This window comes from Neisseria sp. HMSC070A01 (genome assembly GCF_001810165.1).
In the GTDB taxonomy this organism is placed as follows: Bacteria; Pseudomonadota; Gammaproteobacteria; order Burkholderiales; family Neisseriaceae; genus Neisseria.
Genome location: NZ_KV800120.1, coordinates 418,699 through 443,154 on the forward strand (window position 1 = coordinate 418,699; position 24,456 = coordinate 443,154).

Genomic DNA, 24,456 nt, shown 5'->3' on the forward strand with positions numbered 1-24,456 from the left:
AAGGCCGTCTGAAAATTTCAGACGGCCTTTTTATTTATCCAAACGCTTAGTTTCCGTTCAATCTTTATCTCAACAATTCATCGGTAACGCGTTGCAGAAATTCGATGCGCTCGGGTTTGGCTTCACCTGATTCGGCAGCGGCTTTGACGGCGCAGCCGGGTTCGGCGCGGTGGGTGCAGTTGTGGAAACGGCACTGACCGATAAGGTGGCGCAGGTCAGGGAAGTATTGTAATAAATCGGCAGCTTGGAGATGGTGCAGGCCGAATTCTTGCAGGCCGGGGGAGTCGATGAGTCGGGTTTCTGCGTTTAAATCGTAGAGTTGGGCGTGGGTGGTGGTGTGTTTGCCGGAGTCGAGCGCGGTGGAAATGTCGCCGGTTCGGGCGGCTTGGTTGCCGAGTAGGGCGTTGGTCAGGGTGGATTTGCCCATGCCGCTTTGTCCGAGCAGGATGTTGGTTTGCCCTTCTAAAATGGGACGCAGGATGTCGGCGTTTTCCAATGCGTTGGTTTCGACTACGGGGTAGCCGAGGGTTTCGTAGAATTTGAGTTTCTCGCGCCATTGGGCGGTTTCGGGAAGGTCGGCTTTATTGAGGACGATGACGGCATTAATGCCGGCCGCTTCGGCTGCGAGGAGGGCGCGTTGCAACAGGGCTTCGCTGGGTGAGGGGCTGGCGGCGGTTACGATGAGCAGTTGGGTAACGTTGGCGGCAATCAGTTTGGTTTTCCATGCGTCTTGGCGGTAGAGCAGGCTTTCGCGCGGGAGGTAGTCTTCAATCACGACTTGTTCGCCGTTGATGGGGCTGATGCGGACTTGGTCGCCGCAGGCGAAATCGACGCGTTTTTTGCGGGTGGTGGCGTCATATGTTTGGCCGTCGGGGGTGCGGACAATATAGCGGCGGCCATAGCTGGTAATGATTTGGGCGGTATCGGTCATGATGGGGTTTATTGTTTGGAATGGTGTGATTGTACCGAAAGTCGGCTATGGCCGTCTGAAAACTTGTTTGCACCTTTTAACTTTCTTTGGCTTGGTTTTTGGGTGTTTCTACTCTATATTTGCAATGTATTGGTTTTCAGGAGATTTTTTTATGGATTTCAGTCAGTTGCTCAATCAGGTTTTGGGTGCGGCTCAAAAAGGCGGCAAAGCGGTGGCGGACAGCCCGCTCAATTCTTTCGGCGGCGGCGCGCTGACGGGTGCTTTGGCATCGATGCTGTTGAAAAAGAAAAACGCAAAGAAGCTGGTCAAGGCCGGCTCGGTCGCCGCTTTGGGTTTTCTGGCTTATAAAGGCTATCAAAACTGGAAACAAAACCAGCAGCAGGACGAATTGCCGCAAAGTGTGTTCCAACCTGCCGGCCTGATTGGTGAAAACCACAGCCGTGTGATTTTGCAAACGATGATTGCGGCGGCGGCTTCAGACGGCCTGATTGACGATGCGGAACGCGCGGCCATTGAGCGTGAAAGCGGCAGCGATGCGGAAACGGCGGCATGGCTGCAGGCGGAATATGCGCAACCGGCCTCCATCGAGCAAATTGCCGCTTCGGTCGGCAATGACGAGGCTTTGGCAGCCGAAACTTATCTGGCGGCCCGATTGGTCTGCGCGGACTTGTCGCGCAAGGAAATCGTGTTCCTGAGCCGTTTGTCCCAAGCTTTGAATTTGGACGACCAACTGGTCGAAAGTTTGGAAAAACAGCTCGAATTGGCTTAAGCCGGATTTAAAAGGCCGTCTGAATCCTAATTTCAGACGGCCTTTCGACTTAATTTCAGAGTAAAATAACCCTTTCGACATATTAAAGGCTGTCTGAACATGAATAAACTTTTTTCCACATTCAAAACGTTTTTAGCCGCTTCGTCCGTCTTGGTATTGGCTGCCTGTCCGAGCGGCAACGCGCCGCAATCCAAACCTTCTGCGCAGGGTCAAAATACGGTTTCGCATACTGCACCTAAACCGAAAGCCACGGTTGCGCTGGCTTTGGGCGGCGGCGCATCCAAAGGCTTTGCCCATATCGGGATTATTAAGGTTTTGAAAGAAAACAATATTCCGATCAAAATCGTTACCGGCACATCCGCAGGCTCGATTGTCGGCAGTATGTACGCTTCGGGAATGTCGCCCGACCGCCTCGAATTGGAAGCGGAAATTTTGGGTAAAACCGATTTGGTGGATTTGACCTTGTCCACCAGCGGCTTCATCAAAGGCGAAAAACTGCAAAACTACATCAACCGTAAAGTCGGCAACCGCCCGATGCAGCAGTTCCCCATCAAATTTGCCGCCGTTGCAACCGATTTTGAAAGCGGCAAACCGGTGGTGTTCAACGTAGGCAATGCCGGACAGGCCGTCCGCGCTTCTGCTTCGATTCCGAACGTGTTCCAACCAGTCGTTATCGGCAGCCGCAAATATGTGGACGGCGGCCTGTCGCAGCCCGTACCGGTCAGCGCGGCGAAAAAACTGGGGGCAAACTTCATCATTGCCGTCGATATTTCCGCCCGTCCGGCCAAAAACGTCAGCCAAGGCATGTTCTCCTATCTTGACCAAACCATCAACGTGATGAGCCAAACCGCCTTGCGCCAAGAATTGGGCCAAGCCAATGTGGTCATCAAACCGCAGGTTTTGGAGCTGGGCTCGATTGGCGGCTTCGACCAAAAACAACGCGCCATCCAATTGGGCGAACAGGCCGCACGCACTGCCCTGCCTGAAATCAAACGCAAACTGGCGGCATATCAGTATTAATCATCCGCCGTTTGAACAGGCCGTCTGAAAGTATGTTTTTCAGACGGCCTTTCTTGTGCAAATCTGCTAAAATCACGCGTTTCCTACAAATCATAAAATCCTAAAAAAATGAATATCTTTTACGAAGAGTCCGGCCAATTCAAAGTTGCCTCCATCGTCCAAAAAAACGACGCCACCTACCAAGTCGATACCCAACACGGCAAACGCACCAAAGTGAAGGCAAATAATGTCTTTGCCGAGTTTGACGGCGATATGGCGGCGTTTTTGGAGAACGCGCAGACACAGGCGGCGGACATCGACACCGATTTATTGTGGGAAGTATGCGGCGAAGAGGAGTTTACCGCTGAGGCGATTGCCGAAGAATATTTCGGCCATGCACCGACCAAAACCGAGCTGGCGGCGACCTTGATTGCGCTTTACGCCGCGCCGATGTATTTCTACAAAAAAGCCAAAGGCGTGTTCAAAGCCGCGCCTGAAGAAACTTTGAAACAGGCGCTTGCCGCCATCGAACGCAAAAAACAACAAGACGCGCAAATTGACGCTTGGGCGGAAGCCTTAAAACGCGGCGAGATGCCGTCTGAAATCGCGGCGGATTTGAAAACCATCCTGCATGCGCCCGACAAGCAGTCGCTGACCTATAAAGCCTTTACCAAAGCCGCCGACGCGCTGAAAATCTCTGCCTACGAACTGGCGAAAAAGACAGGCGGCATTACGTCCATTCCCCAATACCTGCAAGACGGGTTTGAAATCAAATACTTCCCCAAAGGAACAGGTTTCCCCGATCTTCCGCTTCCTGAAATGCCCGACCTGCCCAAGGCCGATGTTACCGCCTTTTCCATTGACGACGAATCAACCACCGAAGTCGATGACGCTTTGAGCCTGACCGACTTGGGCAACGGCATGAAACGCGTCGGCATCCACATTGCCGCGCCGTCGCTTGCCGTTAAACCGGGCGACAAAATGGCAAAAAACATCATGGAACGCTTGAGCACGGTTTATTTCCCCGGCGGCAAAATCACCATGCTGCCCGAAAACTGGATTGCCGCGTTCAGCCTTGATGCGGGCGCGTACCGCCCTGCCGTCAGCATTTATTTTGATGTGGACGGCGAGTTCAACGTCGGCGAGCCAACCTGCAAAATCGAAGCGGTCAACATCGCCGAAAACCTGCGCATTCAAGCCATCGAACCGCATTTCAACGCCGAAACCGGCTTGGACGAAGCCGGCGAAATGATGTTTGCCCACCATCAAGACCTGATTTGGTTCTATCAATTCGCCATCGCCCTGCAAAAAGCGCGCGGCAAATACGAGCCCGACCGCGCGCCGCAATACGATTACAGCATCGAATTAGATGAGGAAGGCAACGTATCCGTCGTCCGCCGCGAACGCGGTTCGCCCATCGATACGCTGGTCAGCGAGATGATGATTCTTGCCAACAGCACTTGGGCGCAAATGCTGGACAAAAACGAGCTGCCCGGCCTTTTCCGCGTCCAACCGGCAGGCAAAGTGCGCATGAGCACCAAATCCGAACCGCACATCGGCATGGGCGTGCAGCATTACGGCTGGTTCACCTCGCCGCTGCGCCGCGCCGCCGACTACATCAACCAAAAGCAGCTGATCAGCCTGATCGACGACACTGCCGAGCCGCTGTACCAAAACAGCGATGCCGAGCTTTTCGCCGCGCTGCGCGACTTTGATGCCGCCTATACAGCCTACGCCGACTTCCAACGCCAAATGGAAGCCTACTGGAGCCTCGTCTATCTGCAACAGCAAGGCACGAGCGAGCTGACGGCTACCATCCTCAAAGAAGACCTCGTCCGCATTGAGGGGCTGCCGCTGGTAACGCGCGCGACCGGTATTCCGTTTGACGCGCTGCCCAAATCGCAGGCATTGTTCAAAATCACTGAATTGGATGCCGAGAAGCAGTTTATCGCACTCAACTATCAAAAAGCCGTTTTACCGGGCTGATAACGTTATTCCGTTTGAAAAAAGGCCGTCTGAACGAAGAAACAGAAATCTTCGATTTCGTTTTCATCCCTGTTCAGACGGCCTTAATCATCTAAAAATGCTACAATTCCCCTTTTCTGCCCATCATTTCAAACCATGAAAAAAAACGCCCCCCAATCCTTTGAAGAAGCCTTATCCCGCCTCGAAACCCTGACCCAGGCCATGCAAAGCAGCGAAATGCCGCTGGAAGATGCTTTGGCCGCCTATCAGGAAGGCAACGAATTGGTCCGATACTGCCAAACCAAATTGGCGGAAGTTGAGCAGAAACTGCAAGTCTTGGATGCCGGCGAACTGAAGGAGTTGAACCTTGAACCCGGCGAATGAACTCAAAACATGGCAGCAAAAAGCCCAAGCGCAAACTGAATTGCTGCTGGCGCATTTCTTGCCGTATGAAAGCCAAGTGCCGCACACGCTGCACGAAGCCATGCGTTACGTTACCCTCGGCGGCGGCAAACGGCTGCGCCCGCTCTTGGTGCTTGCCGCGTCCGAATTGGGCGAAGCAAACCAAAATGCCGTTGAGCAGGCGATGGCGGCCATCGAAATGGTGCACGTCTATTCGCTGGTTCACGACGATATGCCGGCAATGGACAACGACAGCCTGCGCCGCGGCAAACCGACCTGCCATGTGCAATACGACGAAGCAACCGCCCTTTTGGTCGGCGATGCGCTGCAAACCCAAGCCTTTGATGTACTGAGCCGTCCGACAGGCCTGCCTGCCGAACGTCAGCTTGCCATGTTGTCCACGCTGGCCCAGGCATCCGGCAGCCTCGGCATGGCGGGCGGACAAGCCATCGACCTGGCCAATGTCGGCAAAGCCATGAATCAGGCCGAATTGGAACAGATGCACAGTCTCAAAACCGGCGCACTCATCCGCGCGGCCGTGGCCTTAGGCGCACTTTCCTGCCCGGACTTAACACCGGCGCAAATCCAAACCTTAGACCGCTACGCCGCCAAATTAGGCTTGGCTTTCCAAGTGATCGACGATGTATTGGACTGCGAAGCCGATACCGCCACCTTGGGCAAAACCGCCGGCAAAGACTCGGACAACGACAAACCGACCTACGTCAAACTGATGGGCCTGCAGGCCGCGCGTACTTACGCAGAAACGCTGATTGCAGAAGCCGTTGCCCTGATCGAGCCATTCGGCGGCAAAGCCCTGCGCCTGCGCCAACTGGCCGAGTTTGTTACCGCACGGAAAAACTAAACCTTGTAAATCAATAAAGGCCGTCTGAAACCTGATTTTAGGTTTCAGACGGCCTTTTTAACAGCCTGTTTGGCTGGTATCAACCGAATGCGGAATCTTTCAAAATACGGCTCAGAAATCCTCCGCAAACTGCGTTGACAAGCCTCAGCCTGTCCGTTTAATCCAATAGGGCATCCACAAACGCTTTGGCATTAAACGGACGCAAATCGTCGATGCCTTCGCCTACGCCGATGTAGCGTACGGGAACTGGGCGGTCAGAGGCAAGGGCGGCAAGGATACCGCCTTTGGCCGTACCGTCGAGCTTGGTGACGATCAGGCCGGTCAAACCCAATGCTTCGTCAAAGGCTTTCACTTGGTTGACGGCGTTTTGACCGATGTTGGCATCAAGTACAACAATGATTTCATGTGGCGCATCCGGCATGGCTTTTTGCAACACGCGTTTCACTTTTTTGATTTCTTCCATCAAATGAAGTTGCGTCGGCAGGCGGCCGGCAGTATCGGCCAGCACAATGTCGATACCGCGCGCTTTCGCGGCTTGGACGGCATCGAAGCAAACGGCGGCGGAATCACCCGTAGTTTGCGAAATCACGGTTACATTGTTGCGCTCGCCCCAAGCTTGAAGCTGCTCACGCGCGGCGGCGCGGAAAGTATCACCTGCCGCCAGCAATACAGATTTGCCCTGCGCTTGGAAGTATTTGGCCAATTTACCGATAGACGTGGTTTTACCCGCGCCATTAATACCGGCAAGCATAATCACGAAAGGCTCCTTGGTTTCCGGCAAGACCAAAGGTTTTTCCAAAGGCTTAACCAAGTCGTACAGCGCATCTTTCAGCGCGCCGCGCAATTCGTTGCCGTCTTTGAGGCCTTTGAGGCTGACACGGTCGCGCACGTCTTTCATCAAGTATTCAGTGGCTTCCATGCCCATATCGCTGGTAATCAGCACAGTTTCCAGCTCTTCGTACAAATCCTCGTCGATTTGTCCGCCGCCAAACACGCCGGCCAACGATTTTGCCATTTTGTCACGTGATTTGGTCAAGCCTTGTTTCAAACGCGCAGCCCAACTGAGCTTTTGTTCTTCTACCGGAGCAGGGGCTTCAGCCGGGGTTTCCGCAACGGCTTCTTGAACCTGTTCAACAGCTTCACTAACTGCTTCAACAGCTTCTTCTTTGCCCGCTTCGGCCTGTTCCGCTACTTCTTCAGCAGCCTCAGCCGCTTCAGACGGCATCTCGGCAACGGTTTCTTGAACCTGTTCAACAGCCTCGCTGACGGTTTCAACGGCTGCTTCTTTTGTCGCCTCAGCCTGTTCCGCTGCTTCTTCAGCAGCCTCAGCCGCTTCAGACGGCATCTCGGCAACGGTTTCTTGAACCTGTTCAACAGCCTCGCTGACGGTTTCAACAGCCGCTTCTTTTGCCGCTTCAACGTGTTCTTCCACTTTTTCGACTGTTTCAGACGGCGTTTCGGTCAAAGCTTCCCGCACCTGCTCGACGGTTTCACTGACAGTTTCAACAGCCGATTCGACAACTAATTCAATATGCCCTTTGACGCTTTCTGCTAAAGATTCGGCATCTTCTTTAATATCTTCAACTACTTGAGCAACTTCAGACTCTACTTTTGCTGCGGTTTCCTGAACTTGAGCCTCCTCAGGAGCCGGAGTTTCCTGTTTTTTCTTGCGACGGAAGAAGCTGAACATTAAATTTTCCTTTTAATTTTAGAAACTTGAAATAGGGAGTATTGTAGCGTATTTTACGTGGCAAGGTCGTCTGAAAATCAAGGTTGTCAGGTTTTGGCATTTCCAACGTCTAACAAGGCAAACCATCCATACAGGAAACATAGAGATGAAACCCCGTACCTTCTTTTCCCTTTGTGCCAAGTTCGGCTGCCTGCTTGCGCTTGGCGCCTGCTCATCCAAAATGATGGATACCGAAGCCGCAACTGTACCGCAGGCATTGTCCTCGTTGAAAACTCCTGACAACCGCCCTGCCAGTGTCTTCCTGAAAAAAGACAAACCAACCCTGATTAAATTTTGGGCAAGTTGGTGTCCTTTGTGTTTGTCCGAACTGGGGCAGACCGAAAAATGGGCGCAGGACAAGCGGTTTAGCTCCGCCAACCTGATTACCGTCGCGTCCCCCGGCTTTTTGCACGAGAAAAAAGACGGCGACTTCCAAAAATGGTATGCCGGTTTGAACTATCCCAAGCTGCCCGTCGTGACCGACAACGGCGGCACCATCGCCCAAAGCCTGAATATCGGCGTTTACCCGTCGTGGGCGTTAATCGGCAAAGACGGCGACGTGCAGCGCATCGTCAAAGGCAGCATCAACGAAGCGCAGGCATTGGCGTTAATCCGCGACCCGAATGCCGATTTAGGCCGTCTGAAAAACTCGTTCTACAAACCCGACACACAGAAAAAGGATTCAAAAATCATGAACACACGCACCATCTACCTCGCCGGCGGCTGCTTCTGGGGCTTGGAAGCCTATTTCCAACGCATAGACGGCGTGGTTGACGCAGTATCCGGCTATGCCAACGGCAAAACGGAAAACCCGAGCTACGAAGATGTGTCCTACCGCAACACGGGCCATGCCGAGACCGTCAAAGTCACCTACGATGCCGACAAACTCAGTCTAGACGACATCCTGCAATATTTCTTCCGCGTCGTTGATCCGACCAGCCTCAACAAACAAGGCAACGACATCGGCACGCAATACCGCAGCGGCGTGTACTACACCGACCCCGCCGAAAAAGCCGTCATTGCCGCCGCGCTCAAACGCGAGCAGCAAAAATACCAACAGCCCCTCGTCGTCGAAAACGAGCCGCTGCAAAACTTCTACGATGCCGAGGAATACCATCAGGACTATCTGATTAAAAACCCCAACGGCTATTGCCACATCGATATCCGCAAAGCCGACGAACCGCTACCGGGCAAAACCAAAGCCGCCCCGCAAGGCAAAGGCTTCGACGCGGCAAGGTATAAAAAGCCCAGCGATGCCGAACTCAAACGCCTTCTGACCGAAGAGCAATACCAAGTTACCCAAAACAACGCAACCGAATACGCCTTCAGTCATGAATACGACCACTTGTTCAAACCCGGTATTTATGTGGACATCGTCAGCGGCGAACCCCTGTTCAGCTCTGCCGACAAATTCGATTCCGGCTGCGGCTGGCCGAGCTTCACCCGCCCGATTAACGCCGCCGCCGTTACCGAACACGACGATTTCAGCTACAACATGCGCCGCACCGAAGTGCGCAGCCACGCCGCCGATTCGCACTTGGGACACGTCTTCGCCGACGGCCCGCAAGACAAAGGCGGCCTGCGCTATTGCATCAACGGCGCAAGTTTGAAATTCATTCCTTTGGAAGAAATGGACGCAGCCGGCTACGGCGCATTGAAAGACAAAGTGAAATAACGGATTGAATCGAAAAAGGCCGTCTGAAAGAGATTTCAGACAGCCTTTTTAATTTGTCGGATGTAGAGGGTTGGTTTCTTATCTATCAAAAAATCTCAATAACTAAGAAAGTGCACCCTACAAAAGCCTTTTAAATTCGTTTTGCCAACTCTTCGGCTTTGCCAACATACAACGCAGGGGTCAGCTCAAGTAATTTGGCTTTGGCTTCTACCGGAATTTCCAACGACTCGATAAAGAGTTTCAACACTTCAGGCGTAATGCCGTCTTTACCGCGTGTCAGGTCTTTCAGCTTTTCGTAAGGATTGGCCACGCCGTAACGACGCATGACGGTTTGAATCGGCTCGGCCAGCAGCTCCCAAGTAGCGTCCAAATCGGCAGCAAGGGCGGCAGGATTCGGTTCAAGCTTATTCAGACCGCGCAGATGGGCGGCAAAGCCCAATACGGTATAGCCCACGCCTACGCCCATATTGCGCAATACGGTGCTGTCGGTCAGGTCGCGCTGCCAACGGGAAATCGGCAGTTTTTCGGACAAAAAGCCCAATACGGCATTGGCCATACCGAGGTTACCTTCGGAGTTTTCAAAGTCGATCGGATTGACTTTGTGCGGCATGGTGGAAGAACCGACTTCGCCTGCTTTGACTTTTTGTTTGAAGTAACCCAAAGAAATATAGCCCCAAACATCGCGGTTGAAGTCGATCAGAATCGTGTTGACACGGCTGATGGCTTGGAAGAATTCCGCCATATAGTCGTGCGGCTCAATTTGAATGGTGTAGGGGTTGAAGGTCAGACCAAGGCTGATTTCAACGAAGTTACGGCAATGGGTTTCCCAATCCACATCGGGATAAGCGACCATATGGGCATTGTAGTTGCCGACTGCGCCATTGATTTTGCCGAGGAACTCTTGCGCTTGCAGGTTTTTAAACTGGCGTTGCAGGCGGTACACGACATTGGCGATTTCTTTACCCAGTGTGCTTGGTGTAGCAGGCTGGCCATGCGTGCGGCTCATCATCGGGACGGCAGCCAACTCATGCGCCATGCCGGTCAACTTCTCGATGATTTCAACCAGTTTCGGTAGCAAAACAGCCTCACGCGCTTCTTGCAGCATTAAAGCGTGGGACAGGTTGTTGATGTCTTCGCTGGTGCAGGCAAAGTGGATGAACTCGCTGGCAGCAGCCACTTCAGGCACGCCGGAGAAGCGTTCTTTAAGCCAATATTCGATGGCTTTGACGTCGTGATTGGTGGTCGCCTCAATGGCTTTGACGGCGGCGGCATCTTCAAGCGAGAAGTTTTCGATCACTTTGTCGATTTCGGCAAGCGTAAAATCGCTGAAAGCAGGAACTTCTGCAATCTTAGGCTCGGCGGCAAGGGCTTTGAGCCAGTTTAATTCAACTTTGACACGCGCACGCATCAGGCCGTATTCGGAGAAAATCGGGCGCAATGCTTCAACGGATTTGGCGTAGCGGCCATCTAATGGGGAAAGTGCAGCGATAGGGTTAATCATGTCGGATCTTCCTATGGGATGAAAACCAAATTGTTTGCAATTATACATGATTTTACACTCCAAGGCCGTCTGAAAGACAGGTTTCAGACGGCCTTTTCAGCGTATTTTTCATAAAATTCTTTTCAGAGGTTCAACTTTGCAAAATCGATTTACGATATATGCCATCTTCACGGATAATATTGGCTGACTTTCTGTAAATAATGAGGTTTTATGAATATCAAACGTTTTTCCCTAGCTGCAACCGTATTTGCGACTTTGATGTTGAGTGCCTGTGAAACAACCACCACATCGAGCGGTGGCGGCAGCTGGACCAATATCGGCACCATCTCTGAAGGCAATATCAAAGTGGCCATTGATAGAAGCAGCATTAAAAGAAATGGCGCACTGGTTACTTTCCGCGATAAAAAAACCGTTTCCAAACTGAAAGAGGAACGTTTCGTCAACACGCCGGCCTATAAAACGGCCATCGGCAGCTGGGAAATTCATTGCTCAAACAAAACCTATCGCCTGGCAGCGCTGCAACTGATGGACGAACACGGCCGGGTAATTTCCAACCAAAGCTATACGCCGACCAGCATCCGCCCAATGAGCGTCATGAGCGGCACGATTACTGAAAAACAATACGAAACTGTGTGCGGACATAAGCTTTAATCCACACTTATTCACAAAGTTACCCACAGTTTAAATATTTTAAAGGCCGTCTGAATGCTTTGAATATCAAGTTTCAGACGGCCTTTTTATGTTTTTATGGAAATTTATCTTCAAATTTATCCACAAAATTTGTTTATTCAAAAATAATTTATTACAGCGATTCATTTACACTCAAAATTTGCTTCACTCTTTGCCAGAGCATTTCACAAAATACTGCTTTATACTCTATTTACTGACTTACTATCTGCTTAATCGATCTGTATTTACAGACTGCTATACATCAAACTGGATCTGCGCTAAATGCTTTTCACAAAGATATTTCCAATCTTTTGGAAAAAATTTGCTTCTCCAAATAAATACCTTTTTCCTTTGAAAATACAATTCTTCTTTAACGCAGCCTTGCCCCTGTTTCTCCGTCAATAATCTGGCTAGGCGTTTTCTGCTTACCTATCAATCCGCCTACAACCCAGACTTTCCTACCAAACTGTCTTCTGACTTCCCTTTCCGTTTTGCACGCCCGTTTACCCGCACGATTGCATGAAGTAGAGACTAAAGGCATTTCCAAAACCTGACACAAACGCCTTGCACCTGCATGCGCCGGAACCCTGACAGCCAATTTACTGCGTCTTTTTCCTCGCAATGAGGGCAATACTTTTTTGCCGGCCGGCAATAAAAAAGTTTTCGGAGCCGGCCATGCTTCACGCAGCATGGTTTGGATATTTTCAGACGGCCTTTGTAGCAAAGGTTGCAACTGTTCCAAGCTATGCCCAATGACAATCATACCTTTGTGTTGCGGTCGTTTTTTCAGATGAATCAGTTGATTGAGTGCTTTGGGCAAAGTAGGGATACAGCCCAAGCCATAGCAAGACTCGGTAGGATAGGCGACCAAACCGCCTTTTTTAAGATGCGCCTGCAACCTGCGTTGGGCTGCAGCCGATAAAATTCTGGGGAACATCATCATATACCAAGGCCGTCTGAAACTGCGATTGTCGGACAATCTGTGTTCAGACGGCCTATTTCTATTCATTATTAACGATTGATGGCTTTATCAGCAATGTCTTTACGGTATTGCATACCGTCAAAACAGATGGTTTCCAATGCCTCATAAGCCTTACTCTTAGCTTGTGCAACATTATCGCCCAAACCGACGACACACAACACACGGCCGCCGTTGGTTACCACTTCGCCTTTTTCATTCGTTGCAGTACCGGCATGGAAAACTTTACCGATTTTATTGGCCTTATCCAAGCCAAAGATCACATCGCCTTTTTTCGGAGAATCAGGATAGTTTTGTGCGGCCAACACCACGCCTACTGCAGTCTGCGGATTCCATTCGGCAGCAACACTATCCAGTTTGCCGTCGATTGCCGCTTCAACCAAGTCCACCAAATCGCTATCCAAACGGCTCATAATCGGCTGCGTTTCAGGGTCCCCGAAACGGCAGTTGAATTCGATGGTATAAGGCGCACCGGTTTTATCAATCATCAAGCCCGCGTATAAAAAGCCGGTAAATTCATGACCTTCTGCTTTCATACCGGCCACGGTCGGCAAAATAATTTCATTCATCGCGCGCTCGTATACATCAGGCGTTACCACCGGAGCAGGGCTATATGCGCCCATACCGCCGGTATTAGGGCCTTTGTCGTCATCCAGCAGGCGTTTATGGTCTTGGCTGGTTGCCATCGGTAAAACATGATTGCCGTCCACCATAACGATAAAGCTCGCTTCCTCGCCTTGCAGGAAATCTTCAATCACGACGCGCGCGCCTGCATTGCCCATTTTATTGCCCAACAACATATCGTCGATAGCGGCATGGGCTTCATCCAAAGTCATGGCGACAATCACACCCTTACCGGCAGCCAAACCATCCGCCTTAATAACAATCGGCGCACCTTTTCGGTTGACGTAATCATGTGCCGCATCGGCATTTTCAAAGGTTTGGTATTGCGCGGTTGGAATGTTATATTTTGCCATAAATGCTTTAGCAAAATCTTTTGAACTCTCCAACTGAGCCGCGTATTGAGTCGGGCCAAAAATCTTCAATCCGGCAGCACGGAAGTCATTCACCACACCCGCAGCCAAAGGCGCTTCAGGGCCGACTACGGTAAAGGCAATATTTTCATTACGGCAAAAATCAATCAAATCTTGATGCGCCGTCAACGCTATATTCTGCAGTTTAAGCTCAATTGCCGTTCCGGCATTACCAGGTGCAACAAAGACAGTTTCTACTTTAGACGACTGCGCCAATTTCCAAGCCAGTGCGTGTTCACGTCCACCATTACCAATAACGAGCAATTTCATACCATCTCCTTGAAGAATAGATGTTGTAAATAAAATTCAATCGATGGAATTATTGTTCCATCTTGCATAGCTGTTTCAAATTAAGAATAATATTGCACCAAGACAACCATACTCTAATTTCAAACAACGAAAGGAAAATCATGCAAAAACGTATTGATGAAATTCAAAGCAAATACCGCGAATGGTGCGAATTACTGCCGCAACTGGAAGCAGATATCGCCCGCTGGAAACATGCTGCAAGCCTCATGCAAGACATGGATGACTTCTATACCAACGAATACCAAGCATGCCATCAAGCCATTGAAGAAGGAGCAGATGTTGATTTGCGAACACAGGGCGAATACAGCATTATGAGCGAAGATGCCCTATGGAACGCACTGGGGGAATTTCATCAACTGGCTTGGGAGCACCTGCGTTCAAGCGTAAATGCTTTAGACAGATACCAAGGCTAAAACATCAAAGGCCGTCTGAAACTTTTGATTTCTCAAATATGTTCAGACGACCTTTTATTCAAACGGCTTCTCAGTATCTACTTCAATTTGACGCGTATTTTTCCAAGCAGCAATACAAGCTTCATAATCGGCCAACGCTATTTTCACTGTCAACTTACAATCCAGCTGCAAATCCTGTTCTACAATATCGGCCTGATATTGTTTGGCAATCCGTATAGCCTCATTCAAAACAGGATATTCACACTTCAACCAAACTGTCTTTTCGACATTCTTTTCAACAACTTCTGCTATCGCCAGTGCCTGAGCCGTTGATTCCTTATACGCATAAATCAAACCGGGAACACCCAATAGCGTACCGCCAAAATAGCGCACAACCACAACCAACACATCCGTTACGCCGACAGAATCAATCTGCCCTAGAATAGGGCGGCCTGCACTTCCGGACGGTTCTCCATCATCGTTTGCGCGAAACTGCATTCCATCTACACCCAATCGGTAAGCGTAACACCAATGTCGTGCCTTGTGATGCTCTTCCTTTAATGGGTCGAGATATTTCTTCACATCGGCTAAAGTGCGAATCGGATAGGCATATGCGATGAAGCGGCTGCCTTTATCTTTAAATTCAGCCTGTGTCGGTGTGGTAATGGTTTTATAGGTCGTAATCATGCCAAAATATTTTCAGACGGCCTTTATTATAAAAGGCCGTCTGAACGTTTCACGTGAAACATCAGTTTTTCAGTGCTTCAGTCAGTTGAGGCACAACTTCAAACAAATCACCAACCAAGCCGTAATCCGCCACATTGAAAATCGGAGCGTCAGCATCTTTGTTGATGGCAACAATCACTTTACTGTCTTGCATACCGGCAACGTGTTGGATAGCACCGGAAATACCGATAGCGAAGTACAGTTGCGGCGCCACCACTTTACCGGTTTGCCCCACTTGGGCATCATTTGGCGCATACTCGGCATCCACTGCTGCACGGGACGCACCAATCGCCGCACCCAAAACATCTGCCAAAGGAGTCAACACTTCATTGAATTTTTCAGCACTGCCCAATGCACGGCCACCGGAAACAATTACTTTAGCCTGAGTCAATTCAGGACGGTCAGATTGGGAAAGTTGACGGTTTACGAAACGGCTCAGGTTTTGAGCAGGCGTTGCCTCAACATTAACCACTTCTGCATTACCGCCTTGTCCGGCAGCATCAAATGCTGTCGCACGGAAAGTCAGCACCAGTTTTTCAGAATCGGATTGAACAGTTTCAAACGCATTACCGGCATAAATCGGACGGACAAATGTCGAGTTATCCACAACTTCGGTTAAATCCGAAACTTGTGGTACATCCAACAAGGCTGCTACTCGAGGCAGAAGATTTTTGCCAAACGCAGTTGCAGTCGCAGCCACATAGCGGTAATCCACAGCCAGTTTAACAACCAAAGGCGCCAATTCTTCTGCCAAACCTTCAGCATAATAGGGCGCATCGGCTACCAAAACCTTCGCTACGCCTGCAACCTGTTTTGCCTCTTCAACGACCGCAGCAGCATTGCTGCCGGCGACCAATAAATCTACATTACCTAATTTGGCGGCAGCCGTTACCGCATGCAAAGTGGCAGGATTCAAATGTTGGTTATTATGTTCCGCGATAATCAATACGCTCATTTCATACTCCTTAGATCACTTTGGCTTCGTTTTTCAGCTTTTCAACCAACTCGGCAACATCAGCCACTTTCACACCGGCTTGACGTGCTTTAGGTTCGGCAAATTTCACGGTATTTAAACGCGGAGAAATATCCACAGCCAAATCGGCAGGACTTAATTTTTCCAAAGGTTTTTTCTTTGCCGCCATGATATTAGGAAGTTTGACAAAGCGTGGTTCGTTCAAACGCAAATCCGCACTGATGACTGCAGGCAGCTTCAACGCAACAGTCTCTTCGCCGCCGTCAATTTCACGGGTTACCAATGCCTCTTCACCTTCAATTTGCACTTTTGATGCAAAAGTACCTTGAGCCGCATTCAACAACGCAGCCAGCATTTGGGCAACTTGGTTGGCATCATCGTCAATTGCCTGTTTGCCCAGCAGTAAAACTTGCGGATTTTCTTTATCCGCAACAGCTTTCAGCAATTTTGCAACGGCCAAAGGCTCCAATTTCGCATCAGTCTCAACATGAACCGCACGGTCGGCACCCATCGCCAAAGCTGTACGCAACGTCTCTTCGCATTTTTTCTCGCCAAGAGAAACAGCAACAATCTCGCTTACTTTTCCGGCTTCTTTCAAACGGACAGCTTCTTCTACCGCGATTTCATCAAACGGGTTCATCGACATTTTGACATTACCGATATCCACATCGGAACCATCGGCTTTCACACGAACTTTGACGTTGTAGTCCACTACGCGCTTTACTGCGACCAGTGCTTTCATTCAATTCTCCTAAAAAGAATGTTCATCAAATCAAGCATACTGCTTTTGATACATTCTTTGTATAAAATCCAATTCGGTTTTCACCAACATGACAAAACCAAATTTATATAAATCTTGGCAAATAGAGCGGAATTATATCATTTCTAAAGCATTTACTCAGAAAATAAATCCAACTCCCCAACAATTATTTACCGTATACTGCAACACAATCCATTAAGGTTTGGTAAACCTCGTCAACATTGGGAATTTGAGCGATACCGCCTAAATTTTTTGCATAAACCGAAACTTGAACGCCGGTCTTGGCCGGATCTGTATCCGTATAAATTCCAACGACAGGCTTTTCCAACGCATTGGCAAGATGTAACAATCCGGTATCTACACCAATAATACCCTCTGCGTTTTTCAATAAAAATGCAGCCTGTAATAAATTCATTTTGTCGCAGACGAAAGCAAACGGTAAATCGCTTGCAATCTGTTCGGCACGCATTTTTTCGGTTTCATTTCCCCACGGCAGATATACGGTGTATCGTCGTTTTTCATTCAACTTTTTCAATAATGCACGCCAGTGTTCTACCGGCCATAATTTACTGTCGCGACTGGTTGCATGCAAAGCAACGTAATAAGGGGATTGCACATTTTTCAGACAGCCTGATTCAGGAACCGACAAACCAAACACCTGCGTTTCAGGCATTGTATAACCAAAAACTTGGGCGAATAACTCACGGTTTCGCCAAACCGCATTTTTACCTTTCGGCACGGCAAATGTTTTGTTGTACGCAAGGGCAGCCAAACTTTCACGCGCGCTGTGTTTATCTAAACCGTAAATAGGGGATTTCGCCATTTTGGCAAAGCATGCGCTTTTAATCAGTCCTTGGCTATCTAAAACAAAATCAAAAGATTCAACCTGTAAATCCGTTTTCAGATGGCCTATTTCACGCCACGTTTCAGCCTGAAAAAGGTGCTTGCGCCATTGCCGCCATTTCATTACATGAACTTTTTTGACAAAAGGATGTAAGCGGGCAATATCTGCAAACCCTGCCTCACACAGCCAATGGAGCTCTACCTCAGGACATTGTCGCGCCAAATCTTCAACTGCGGGCAACGTATGAATTAAATCGCCCATACTGGACAAGCGGACAAGTAAAATCTTCATATTTTGGAAAATGTTTCACGTGAAACAACAGAATTTTAAATATAATTTATTGATTATTAATGTATTTTTTTATTTCTTCGGCGTTTTCTAAAATAATGGCTCCGGCAGAATGCATTTCACGCCATGCAGATTCAACCGTTTCCGGAGCAATACCTCGGCAAGCCGCCTGATTGACGATGACTTTCCAAGCCCCGCCTTTAAGCAACTGTAAAACCGTTGTCTTCACACAATAATCCGTTGCCAAGCCGCCGACAATAACTGTATCTGCATTTTGACAGCGCAACCATTCGATCAAACCTGTACTGAGCTTTTCTTCAATATCGTGAAAACATGCGCCGTAAGGGTGTAACTCAGGATCGACGCCTTTCCAAACACAATAATCGTATTCCTTGGCTGAAGGCAGGCCATCCAACAACTCATAGCCATATGTTCCAACCATCGCATGTGACACCCAAGTCAAATCCGCATCGGGTAAACCCGTCGGTTTTAACATATCAACAGGATTATCCACAAGCCATTTTGCCGCGACATGATGCGCATCTTTCGTCATCACGCGTAAATCCGCCAATGCGGCTTGGGCATTGAGTTCATCCGCAATCAGATGGCCTTCGGCAACAGGCAATTCTTTCGGACACAAAGGCGTAAACGTTTTTTGTGCATCTACATCGATAGAAACAATCATGGATTAATTTAACCTATTGATTTTATTTTAAATAATTTAAATTTTGCATTTGTTGCCCATGTTCGGACATTTGGAATAAATGCTTTGTATTATAACAAATTACGACTGCAAAATGTGGGAAAACATCTGTGATATGATGACAATTTGCACAGTATATTTATCCACAAATTATGTCCTATTCGATTACGCCTATTGCAACCGTTCATTCCCCCTACAAGCAAAAATTCGGCATTGCCCGCCAACCCGGCTTGGTTCCTGCGGCAGAAATTTGCATTGAACTCTCTCCTGAATTTACCGCAGACAGTGTTCGGGGCTTGGAGGATTTCGACTATGTGTGGATAAGTTTTATTTTCCACGGTGTATTGGATGAAGGTTGGGCACAAATGGTGCGTCCGCCACGGCTCGGAGGTAAACAAAAAATGGGCGTATTTGCCACGCGCAGCCCGCACCGCCCTAATCATCTCGGTTTATCCCTGCTGAAACTCGAACGCATCGAAACAGGCAAACCTGTCCGCATTTATTGCAGCGGTGCAGACCTGTTGGACGGTACCCCGGTAGTGGATATCAAACCCTACATCCCGTTTGTCGAATCCAAACCTGGCGCATCATCGGGCTTTGTCAGCGGCAAACCTGAAGAATTGAGTGTAGTCTGGGCAGAAAGTACGCTTGCGGAACATTTATCCATAGAAGAAAAACATCTTATTGAGCAAAGCATTGCCCAAGATCCCCGTCCTGCCTACCAAGATATTCCCGAACGGATTTATGTAATGAATATTGCGGATTATGAAGTGCAGTTTAGGATAGAAAACAAATGTGCCACCGTGATTAAACTATCCACAATTTGATTGCAGATTGAATCTTTCTACAAACAAAAGGCCGTCTGAAATGTTCAGACGGCCTTTGAGTTATCCACAGACTAATTGATTCAGCCCGTTATTTTTTAGATTTTGCTGGCAAAGAATTCCAAGGTACGAACCAGTTGGCAAGTGTAAGACATTTCATTGTCGTACCAAGCAACGGTTTTCACCAATTGTTTGTCGCCAACAGTCATCACGCGGGTTTGAGTCGCATCGAAGAGTGAGCCGTATTCAATACCGATGACGTCGGAAGAAACGATTTGATCTTCAGTGTAGCCGTAAGACTCGCTGGCGGCAGCTTTCATCGCAGCATTGATTTCTTCTTTGGTCACAGGACGCTCGAGAACAGAAACCAGTTCGGTCAAAGAGCCGGTAGCTACGGGAACGCGTTGGGCAGAACCATCAAGTTTGCCGTTCAATTCAGGGATAACCAAGCCGATGGCTTTAGCGGCACCGGTGCTGTTCGGTACGATATTCAAGGCAGCGGCACGGGCGCGGCGGAAGTCGCCTTTGCGGTGTGGCGCGTCAAGGGTGTTTTGGTCGCCGGTATAGGCGTGGATGGTGGTCATCAAGCCTTCGACAATACCGAATTCTTTTTGCAATACCGCAGCCATAGGAGCCAGACAGTTAGTCGTACAAGAAGCGGCGGAGATGACGGTTTCGCTGCCGTCCAAAATATCTTGGTTTACGCCGTATACAACGGTTTTCACATCATTGCCGCCAGGTGCAGAAATCACAACTTTACGCGCACCGGCACGGATATGGGCTTCCGCTTTGGTTTTATTGGTAAAGAAACCGGTACATTCGAGGACGACGTCCACACCCAGCTCGCCCCAAGGCAATTCTTCAGGATTAGGATTGGCAAATACTTTGATTTCTTTGCCGTTAACAACAATAGCGTCGTCTTTCAATTCGGCAGAGCCTTCAAAGCGGCCTTGGGTACTGTCGTATTTGAAGAGGTGCAACAGCATGTCGGCAGGAGTCAAGTCGTTAACAGCAACGACTTCGATACCTTGGGCTTTTTCAATTTGACGCAATGCCAGACGACCGATACGGCCAAAACCATTAATCGCTACTTTAATACTCATTTTGCTACTCCTTTAGATGGAATGGGAAAAATTTTTCAGTAAGGCCATTGTATCCTGAAATAAAATTACTTTCTAGAATTACATGTAATTACTTTTAAAATGTTTGATTTAAATAAACAAAACGTGAAATTCTTGCTTGTAGGAAAATATCGGATTTGTCTAAATAGTCCTGTTTTTTGGTATTTTATTTCATAAATTTCATTTTTTTATCTTAATTTTTTTGTAAGTTTATGATTTTCATAAATTTAGTTCTATTTTTCTGTATTTTGCCGTTTTTGTGCTGATAGCACAGTCTTTTCTTCAAATCATAGTATTTAAATTTTTAAAACGATGATTTTGATGATGGTCCCGATCCTTTGTGGATAACAGAATATTTTTCTTTAAAACCAATCCAATAATCAATTTTTATCTTTGAGGCAAACCCTAACTGAATGTCGGAATAAAAAAGGATAAAATCTTAGTTTACCTATTTACCTGTGGATAAAAACCAAATTACCCACTTCAATTTCACACACCCTTGTGGATAATTCAAAACGTGAAGTTCATCCCTGCAAAACGTCCATATTGGCAAATACTATTAAAAATGATGGCTTGTTTTTTCCTTTTTAACGTATCATTTGTCCATCAGACTTTTTAAAAGGAAGCAAATATGCTGCAACGGACTTTAGCCAAATCAGTAAGCGTTACCGGCGTTGGCCTGCATTCGGGCGAAAGGGTCGCTCTGACTTTGCATCCTGCCGAAGAAAACAGCGGTATTTCGTTCCGCCGTACTGATTTGAGCGGGGAAATGGGCGAAGTCATCCAATTGAATCCTTATTTGATCAACGATACCCGCCTCTCTTCAACCATTGTTACCGATAAGGGCGTGCGCATCGGTACGATTGAACACATTATGTCGGCTCTGTCTGCCTACGGCATCGACAATGCCTTGATTGAATTGAACGCACCCGAAATTCCGATTATGGACGGCTCGAGTCTGCCGTTTATTTATCTTTTGCAAGATGCGGGCGTTGTCGATCAAAAAGCCCAAAAACGTTTTTTAAAAATCCTCAAACCTATTGAAATCAAAGAAACCGGAAAATGGGTGCGCTTTACACCTTACGACGGCTTTAAAGTTACTTTAACCATCGAATTCGACCATCCGGTTTTCAACCGCAGCTCGCCCACTTTTGAGATTGATTTTGCAGGAAAATCCTATATCGATGAAATTGCCCGCGCCCGTACCTTCGGCTTTATGCACGAAGTGGAAATGATGCGCGCTCATAATCTCGGACTGGGCGGCAATTTGAACAACGCTATTGTGATTGACGACATGGACGTTTTGAATCCGGAAGGTTTGCGCTATCCCGATGAATTTGTCCGCCACAAAATCCTGGATGCCATCGGCGATTTGTACATTGTCGGCCATCCGATTATCGGCGCATTTGAAGGTTACAAATCAGGTCATGCCATCAATAATGCGCTGTTGCGTGCCGTTTTGGCAGACGAAACGGCTTACGAATGGGTTGAGTTTGCCGATGACGAAGAATTGCCCACCGCTTTTCACGAGCTGCCGGCAGCCTGATAAAAAATAGATAAAGCAGTCCAATGAGAAGGCCGTCTGAAAGGTTCAGACGGCCTAAATCATGTCATTTTCCACAATTAATTATCCACATATTCATTCTTTTTATCTTATTGAAAAATAAAAATATTAAAATTTAGCGTTATTCTTATACACATCTTATCCATATATTTTCCCAAACTAAAAAGGCCGTCTGAAACCAAGTTCAGACGGCCTTTTTCATGTCAAACCGACAATATCAATCGCCCATAACCTTGCCTTCGCGGCGCGGGTCGGCACCGCCGAGCAAACCGTCTTTGCCGATCACAATGCCTTGTACGCCGGAATTCAAATCGCGGATTTGGACTTTGTAGCCCAGTTTTTCCAATGCTGACGCTTTGTCCGCCGCAGCGGTTTTTTCCTCGATTTCATACTGGCTGCCGCGATTGAGCATATTCGGCAGGGAGATTGCCGCCTGAATGTCCATGCCCCAATCGATATGCGCCACCAGCGTTTTGGCGACGAAACCGATAATACGGCTGCCGCCCGGCGAACCGACCGCCAGATAAGGCTTACCGTCTTTCATCACGATGGTCGGTGCCATTGAAGAACGTGGCCGTTTGCCGCCCGCCACGCTGTTGGCAACGATTTTACCGTCCGCACCGACAGGGTTGAAAGCGAAATCGGTCAATTCATTGTTGAGCAGATAGCCGTTTGCCATCAGCCCCGAACCGAATGCGTTTTCAATCGAAGTCGTCATCGATACAACGTTGCCGTCTTTATCCACAACCACCAAATGGCTGGTGGACGGCAGCTCTACTGCCATGCCTTGCGCGTATGCCTTGCCAAACTTACCTGCCTGAATAGTTTCCAATGCCTTGTCAGCCTTGCGGATTTCTTCGGCACGCGGTTTCAAATAAGCCTGAGAAATCAGGGCGCGGGTCGGGACGTTGACAAACGCAGGATCGCCGACATAATAATCACGGTCGGTAAACGCAATCCGCGACGCATCGCCTATCCAGCGCCAACTGTGGATATTTTCCGCGCCTAACGCCTTCATATCCTGATTTTGCAGGACGCCCAAAATCTCGCCCAAAGCAATCGCGCCCGAACTTGGCGCGCCCATGCCGCAGACTTCGTATTCACGATACGGCGCGCAAACCGGTTCGCGCTCGATAACGCGGTAGTTTTTCAAATCCGCCATGCTGATTTTGCCGGGATTATCCACAGCACCGGTAACGGCACGGACAATATTCTGCGCCTGCATTCCCTGATAAAACGGCGCACTGCCTTTTTTCGCCAACAGGCGTACGGAACGCGCAAATTCAGGGTTTTTCAACACCGTTCCCGCTGCCAAAGGCTTGCCGTCGGGCAGGAAATACGCGGCGGTTTGCGGATAACGTTTCAAAGGCTCCAAATTTTGCTCGATGGATTTCGCCATGCGCGGTGAAACGGTAAAGCCTTGTTCCGCCAAAGCAATCGGTTTGTCAAACAGGCTTGCCCACGGCAATTTGCCGTAATGCTTATGGACATCTTCCAGCAGCTTCGGAATCCCCGGCACACCGACCGAACGGCCGCCAACAACAGCTTTCATAAAGCCCATCGGTTTGCCGTTTTCATCCAAAAAAAGCGCCGGCGTTGCCGCTTTCGGCGCCGTTTCTCGGGCATCAAACGTCGTCAGTTTTTTCGCCTTATTGTCCCAATACACCAGAAACGCGCCGCCGCCCAAACCGGAAGACTGCGGCTCGGTCAGCCCCAAGGTCGTCTGCATGGCGATCATCGCATCTATCGCGCTGCCGCCGCGTTTCAAAACCTCGTATCCCGCCTCGGTCGCCAACGGATTGGCAGACGCCGCCATATAATGCTTGGCGCGGATCAATTTCTGCTCGGTCAGCCCCGTCCCTTGTTCCGGCGCATGGTTATCCACAGATACGGAGGGCAGGGCAACTTGAGGTTTCAGAGCCGGCTGTTGCGCACAAGCGGCCAAGACCAAAACAGGTAATAACTTAATACCAAAGGAAAATTTCATATTCACTCCATAAATTTAAATATTTTCAGACGGCCTTTTCCCAACTTGAACAAGAGGAAATATGAAAATATTCAGAAATAAAAAACCATTTGACTATTTCCCTACTCAATCAGTTCCGATTGGAGAAGTATAAAACAAGCTAAGATTGTGCACAGGCGAAAATTTATCCACAGAATGAAGCGGCAGAAAATTTTTATCCACATATGCAAACAAGGCCGACCATACTTTATCCTCATCAAAAAATATCAGCTAAGTATTTGAAAAATTGTTTTAATCAAAGTTATCAACAAGCTGTGGCAACACTCAATATCATCTTCTATTTATTATTTAAAATCTTATTTATAGTTTGTTTTCTCGAAGGCAAAGGCCGTCTGAAACGTAAAGGCATCTTTTCAAAAAATTAAAAAGTTAAGGATTGTTAAAAACGTGTAAATCAGCTAGAGTTACGCT

22 protein-coding genes are annotated in these 24,456 nt (G+C 48.6%); 10 read left to right on the plus strand and 12 right to left on the minus strand.

Annotated elements, in window-relative coordinates; all coding sequences use genetic code 11:
• Window positions 1-64 precede the first annotated feature (64 nt).
• Window positions 65-931, minus strand: a complete 867-nt coding sequence (gene rsgA, locus HMPREF2711_RS05115; RefSeq protein ID WP_003747784.1) for a ribosome small subunit-dependent GTPase A — start codon at window positions 929-931, stop codon at window positions 65-67.
• 151 nt (window positions 932-1,082) lie between these two features.
• Between rsgA and HMPREF2711_RS05120 the strand changes: the two genes are divergently transcribed.
• The 5 genes from HMPREF2711_RS05120 to HMPREF2711_RS05140 all read left to right on the plus strand — a co-directional run bounded on the left by HMPREF2711_RS05120 (window position 1,083) and on the right by HMPREF2711_RS05140 (window position 5,928).
• On the plus strand, window positions 1,083-1,700 hold the full coding sequence (locus HMPREF2711_RS05120) for a tellurite resistance TerB family protein (protein ID WP_003747778.1): 618 nt from the start codon (window positions 1,083-1,085) through the stop codon (window positions 1,698-1,700).
• 99 nt (window positions 1,701-1,799) lie between these two features.
• Entirely contained in the window at window positions 1,800-2,720 is a 921-nt protein-coding gene (locus HMPREF2711_RS05125) for a patatin-like phospholipase family protein (RefSeq protein WP_003747776.1), read from the plus strand.
• Window positions 2,721-2,828: 108 nt separating this feature from the next.
• Complete coding sequence (locus tag HMPREF2711_RS05130; protein ID WP_003747773.1) at window positions 2,829-4,685, plus strand: ribonuclease catalytic domain-containing protein; 1,857 nt, start codon at window positions 2,829-2,831, stop codon at window positions 4,683-4,685.
• A 135-nt stretch (window positions 4,686-4,820) separates the two neighbouring features.
• Window positions 4,821-5,048: an exodeoxyribonuclease VII small subunit gene (locus HMPREF2711_RS05135; RefSeq protein WP_003681131.1), complete on the plus strand. Its 228-nt coding sequence runs from the start codon at window positions 4,821-4,823 to the stop codon at window positions 5,046-5,048.
• Window positions 5,032-5,928, plus strand: coding sequence for a polyprenyl synthetase family protein (locus tag HMPREF2711_RS05140; RefSeq protein WP_003747772.1), 897 nt, complete (start codon window positions 5,032-5,034; stop codon window positions 5,926-5,928). Before HMPREF2711_RS05135 ends, HMPREF2711_RS05140 begins: the two co-directional genes overlap by 17 nt.
• A gap of 157 nt (window positions 5,929-6,085) precedes the next feature.
• Here HMPREF2711_RS05140 and ftsY read toward each other — a convergent pair whose 3' ends face one another.
• Entirely contained in the window at window positions 6,086-7,618 is a 1,533-nt protein-coding gene (gene ftsY, locus HMPREF2711_RS05145) for a signal recognition particle-docking protein FtsY (protein ID WP_003747770.1), read from the minus strand.
• 145 nt (window positions 7,619-7,763) lie between these two features.
• Here ftsY and msrAB point away from each other — a divergent pair, with 145 nt between their 5' ends.
• Window positions 7,764-9,332, plus strand: a complete 1,569-nt coding sequence (msrAB, locus tag HMPREF2711_RS05150; protein ID WP_036493918.1) for a bifunctional peptide-methionine (S)-S-oxide reductase MsrA/peptide-methionine (R)-S-oxide reductase MsrB — start codon at window positions 7,764-7,766, stop codon at window positions 9,330-9,332.
• A gap of 130 nt (window positions 9,333-9,462) precedes the next feature.
• On the opposite strand, the gene purB is transcribed toward msrAB, so the two are convergent.
• Window positions 9,463-10,833 (minus strand): adenylosuccinate lyase, encoded by a 1,371-nt coding sequence (purB, locus tag HMPREF2711_RS05155; RefSeq protein ID WP_003747766.1) that lies wholly within the window; start codon window positions 10,831-10,833, stop codon window positions 9,463-9,465.
• Between the two features lie 210 nt (window positions 10,834-11,043).
• Here purB and HMPREF2711_RS05160 point away from each other — a divergent pair, with 210 nt between their 5' ends.
• The gene (locus tag HMPREF2711_RS05160) at window positions 11,044-11,484 is read left to right on the plus strand and encodes a surface-adhesin E family protein (RefSeq protein ID WP_003747764.1); all 441 of its coding nucleotides are present in this window, start codon (window positions 11,044-11,046) and stop codon (window positions 11,482-11,484) included.
• Window positions 11,485-11,872: 388 nt separating this feature from the next.
• Here HMPREF2711_RS05160 and HMPREF2711_RS05165 read toward each other — a convergent pair whose 3' ends face one another.
• Together HMPREF2711_RS05165 and purD are read right to left on the minus strand one after the other, a co-directional pair.
• Window positions 11,873-12,442 (minus strand): L-threonylcarbamoyladenylate synthase, encoded by a 570-nt coding sequence (locus HMPREF2711_RS05165; RefSeq protein WP_036493962.1) that lies wholly within the window; start codon window positions 12,440-12,442, stop codon window positions 11,873-11,875.
• A 71-nt stretch (window positions 12,443-12,513) separates the two neighbouring features.
• Window positions 12,514-13,785: a phosphoribosylamine--glycine ligase gene (purD, locus tag HMPREF2711_RS05170; RefSeq protein ID WP_070615715.1), complete on the minus strand. Its 1,272-nt coding sequence runs from the start codon at window positions 13,783-13,785 to the stop codon at window positions 12,514-12,516.
• 140 nt (window positions 13,786-13,925) lie between these two features.
• Between purD and HMPREF2711_RS05175 the strand changes: the two genes are divergently transcribed.
• Entirely contained in the window at window positions 13,926-14,237 is a 312-nt protein-coding gene (locus HMPREF2711_RS05175) for a DUF4298 domain-containing protein (protein ID WP_003747758.1), read from the plus strand.
• 54 nt (window positions 14,238-14,291) lie between these two features.
• On the opposite strand, the gene HMPREF2711_RS05180 is transcribed toward HMPREF2711_RS05175, so the two are convergent.
• The 5 genes from HMPREF2711_RS05180 to HMPREF2711_RS05200 all read right to left on the minus strand — a co-directional run bounded on the left by HMPREF2711_RS05180 (window position 14,292) and on the right by HMPREF2711_RS05200 (window position 18,492).
• On the minus strand, window positions 14,292-14,903 hold the full coding sequence (locus HMPREF2711_RS05180) for an IMPACT family protein (protein WP_003747756.1): 612 nt from the start codon (window positions 14,901-14,903) through the stop codon (window positions 14,292-14,294).
• A 61-nt stretch (window positions 14,904-14,964) separates the two neighbouring features.
• On the minus strand, window positions 14,965-15,897 hold the full coding sequence (locus HMPREF2711_RS05185) for an electron transfer flavoprotein subunit alpha/FixB family protein (RefSeq protein WP_070615717.1): 933 nt from the start codon (window positions 15,895-15,897) through the stop codon (window positions 14,965-14,967).
• A 10-nt stretch (window positions 15,898-15,907) separates the two neighbouring features.
• Window positions 15,908-16,657, minus strand: coding sequence for an electron transfer flavoprotein subunit beta/FixA family protein (locus HMPREF2711_RS05190; protein WP_003747752.1), 750 nt, complete (start codon window positions 16,655-16,657; stop codon window positions 15,908-15,910).
• Window positions 16,658-16,841: 184 nt separating this feature from the next.
• The gene (gene waaC, locus HMPREF2711_RS05195; RefSeq protein WP_003747750.1) at window positions 16,842-17,810 is read right to left on the minus strand and encodes a lipopolysaccharide heptosyltransferase I; all 969 of its coding nucleotides are present in this window, start codon (window positions 17,808-17,810) and stop codon (window positions 16,842-16,844) included.
• A 46-nt stretch (window positions 17,811-17,856) separates the two neighbouring features.
• Window positions 17,857-18,492: a nicotinamidase gene (locus HMPREF2711_RS05200; protein ID WP_003747747.1), complete on the minus strand. Its 636-nt coding sequence runs from the start codon at window positions 18,490-18,492 to the stop codon at window positions 17,857-17,859.
• A 170-nt stretch (window positions 18,493-18,662) separates the two neighbouring features.
• Between HMPREF2711_RS05200 and tsaA the strand changes: the two genes are divergently transcribed.
• Window positions 18,663-19,337, plus strand: a complete 675-nt coding sequence (gene tsaA, locus HMPREF2711_RS05205; RefSeq protein ID WP_003747745.1) for a tRNA (N6-threonylcarbamoyladenosine(37)-N6)-methyltransferase TrmO — start codon at window positions 18,663-18,665, stop codon at window positions 19,335-19,337.
• A gap of 95 nt (window positions 19,338-19,432) precedes the next feature.
• On the opposite strand, the gene gap is transcribed toward tsaA, so the two are convergent.
• Window positions 19,433-20,437, minus strand: a complete 1,005-nt coding sequence (gene gap / locus HMPREF2711_RS05210; protein ID WP_003747744.1) for a type I glyceraldehyde-3-phosphate dehydrogenase — start codon at window positions 20,435-20,437, stop codon at window positions 19,433-19,435.
• 649 nt (window positions 20,438-21,086) lie between these two features.
• Here gap and lpxC point away from each other — a divergent pair.
• Window positions 21,087-22,001 carry a UDP-3-O-acyl-N-acetylglucosamine deacetylase gene (gene lpxC / locus HMPREF2711_RS05215; protein ID WP_003747742.1) on the plus strand — a complete coding sequence of 305 codons (915 nt, stop codon included), beginning with the start codon at window positions 21,087-21,089 and terminating at the stop codon, window positions 21,999-22,001.
• A 235-nt stretch (window positions 22,002-22,236) separates the two neighbouring features.
• Here lpxC and ggt read toward each other — a convergent pair whose 3' ends face one another.
• On the minus strand, window positions 22,237-24,006 hold the full coding sequence (ggt, locus tag HMPREF2711_RS05220) for a gamma-glutamyltransferase (RefSeq protein WP_003747740.1): 1,770 nt from the start codon (window positions 24,004-24,006) through the stop codon (window positions 22,237-22,239).
• Window positions 24,007-24,456: the final 450 nt, after the last annotated feature.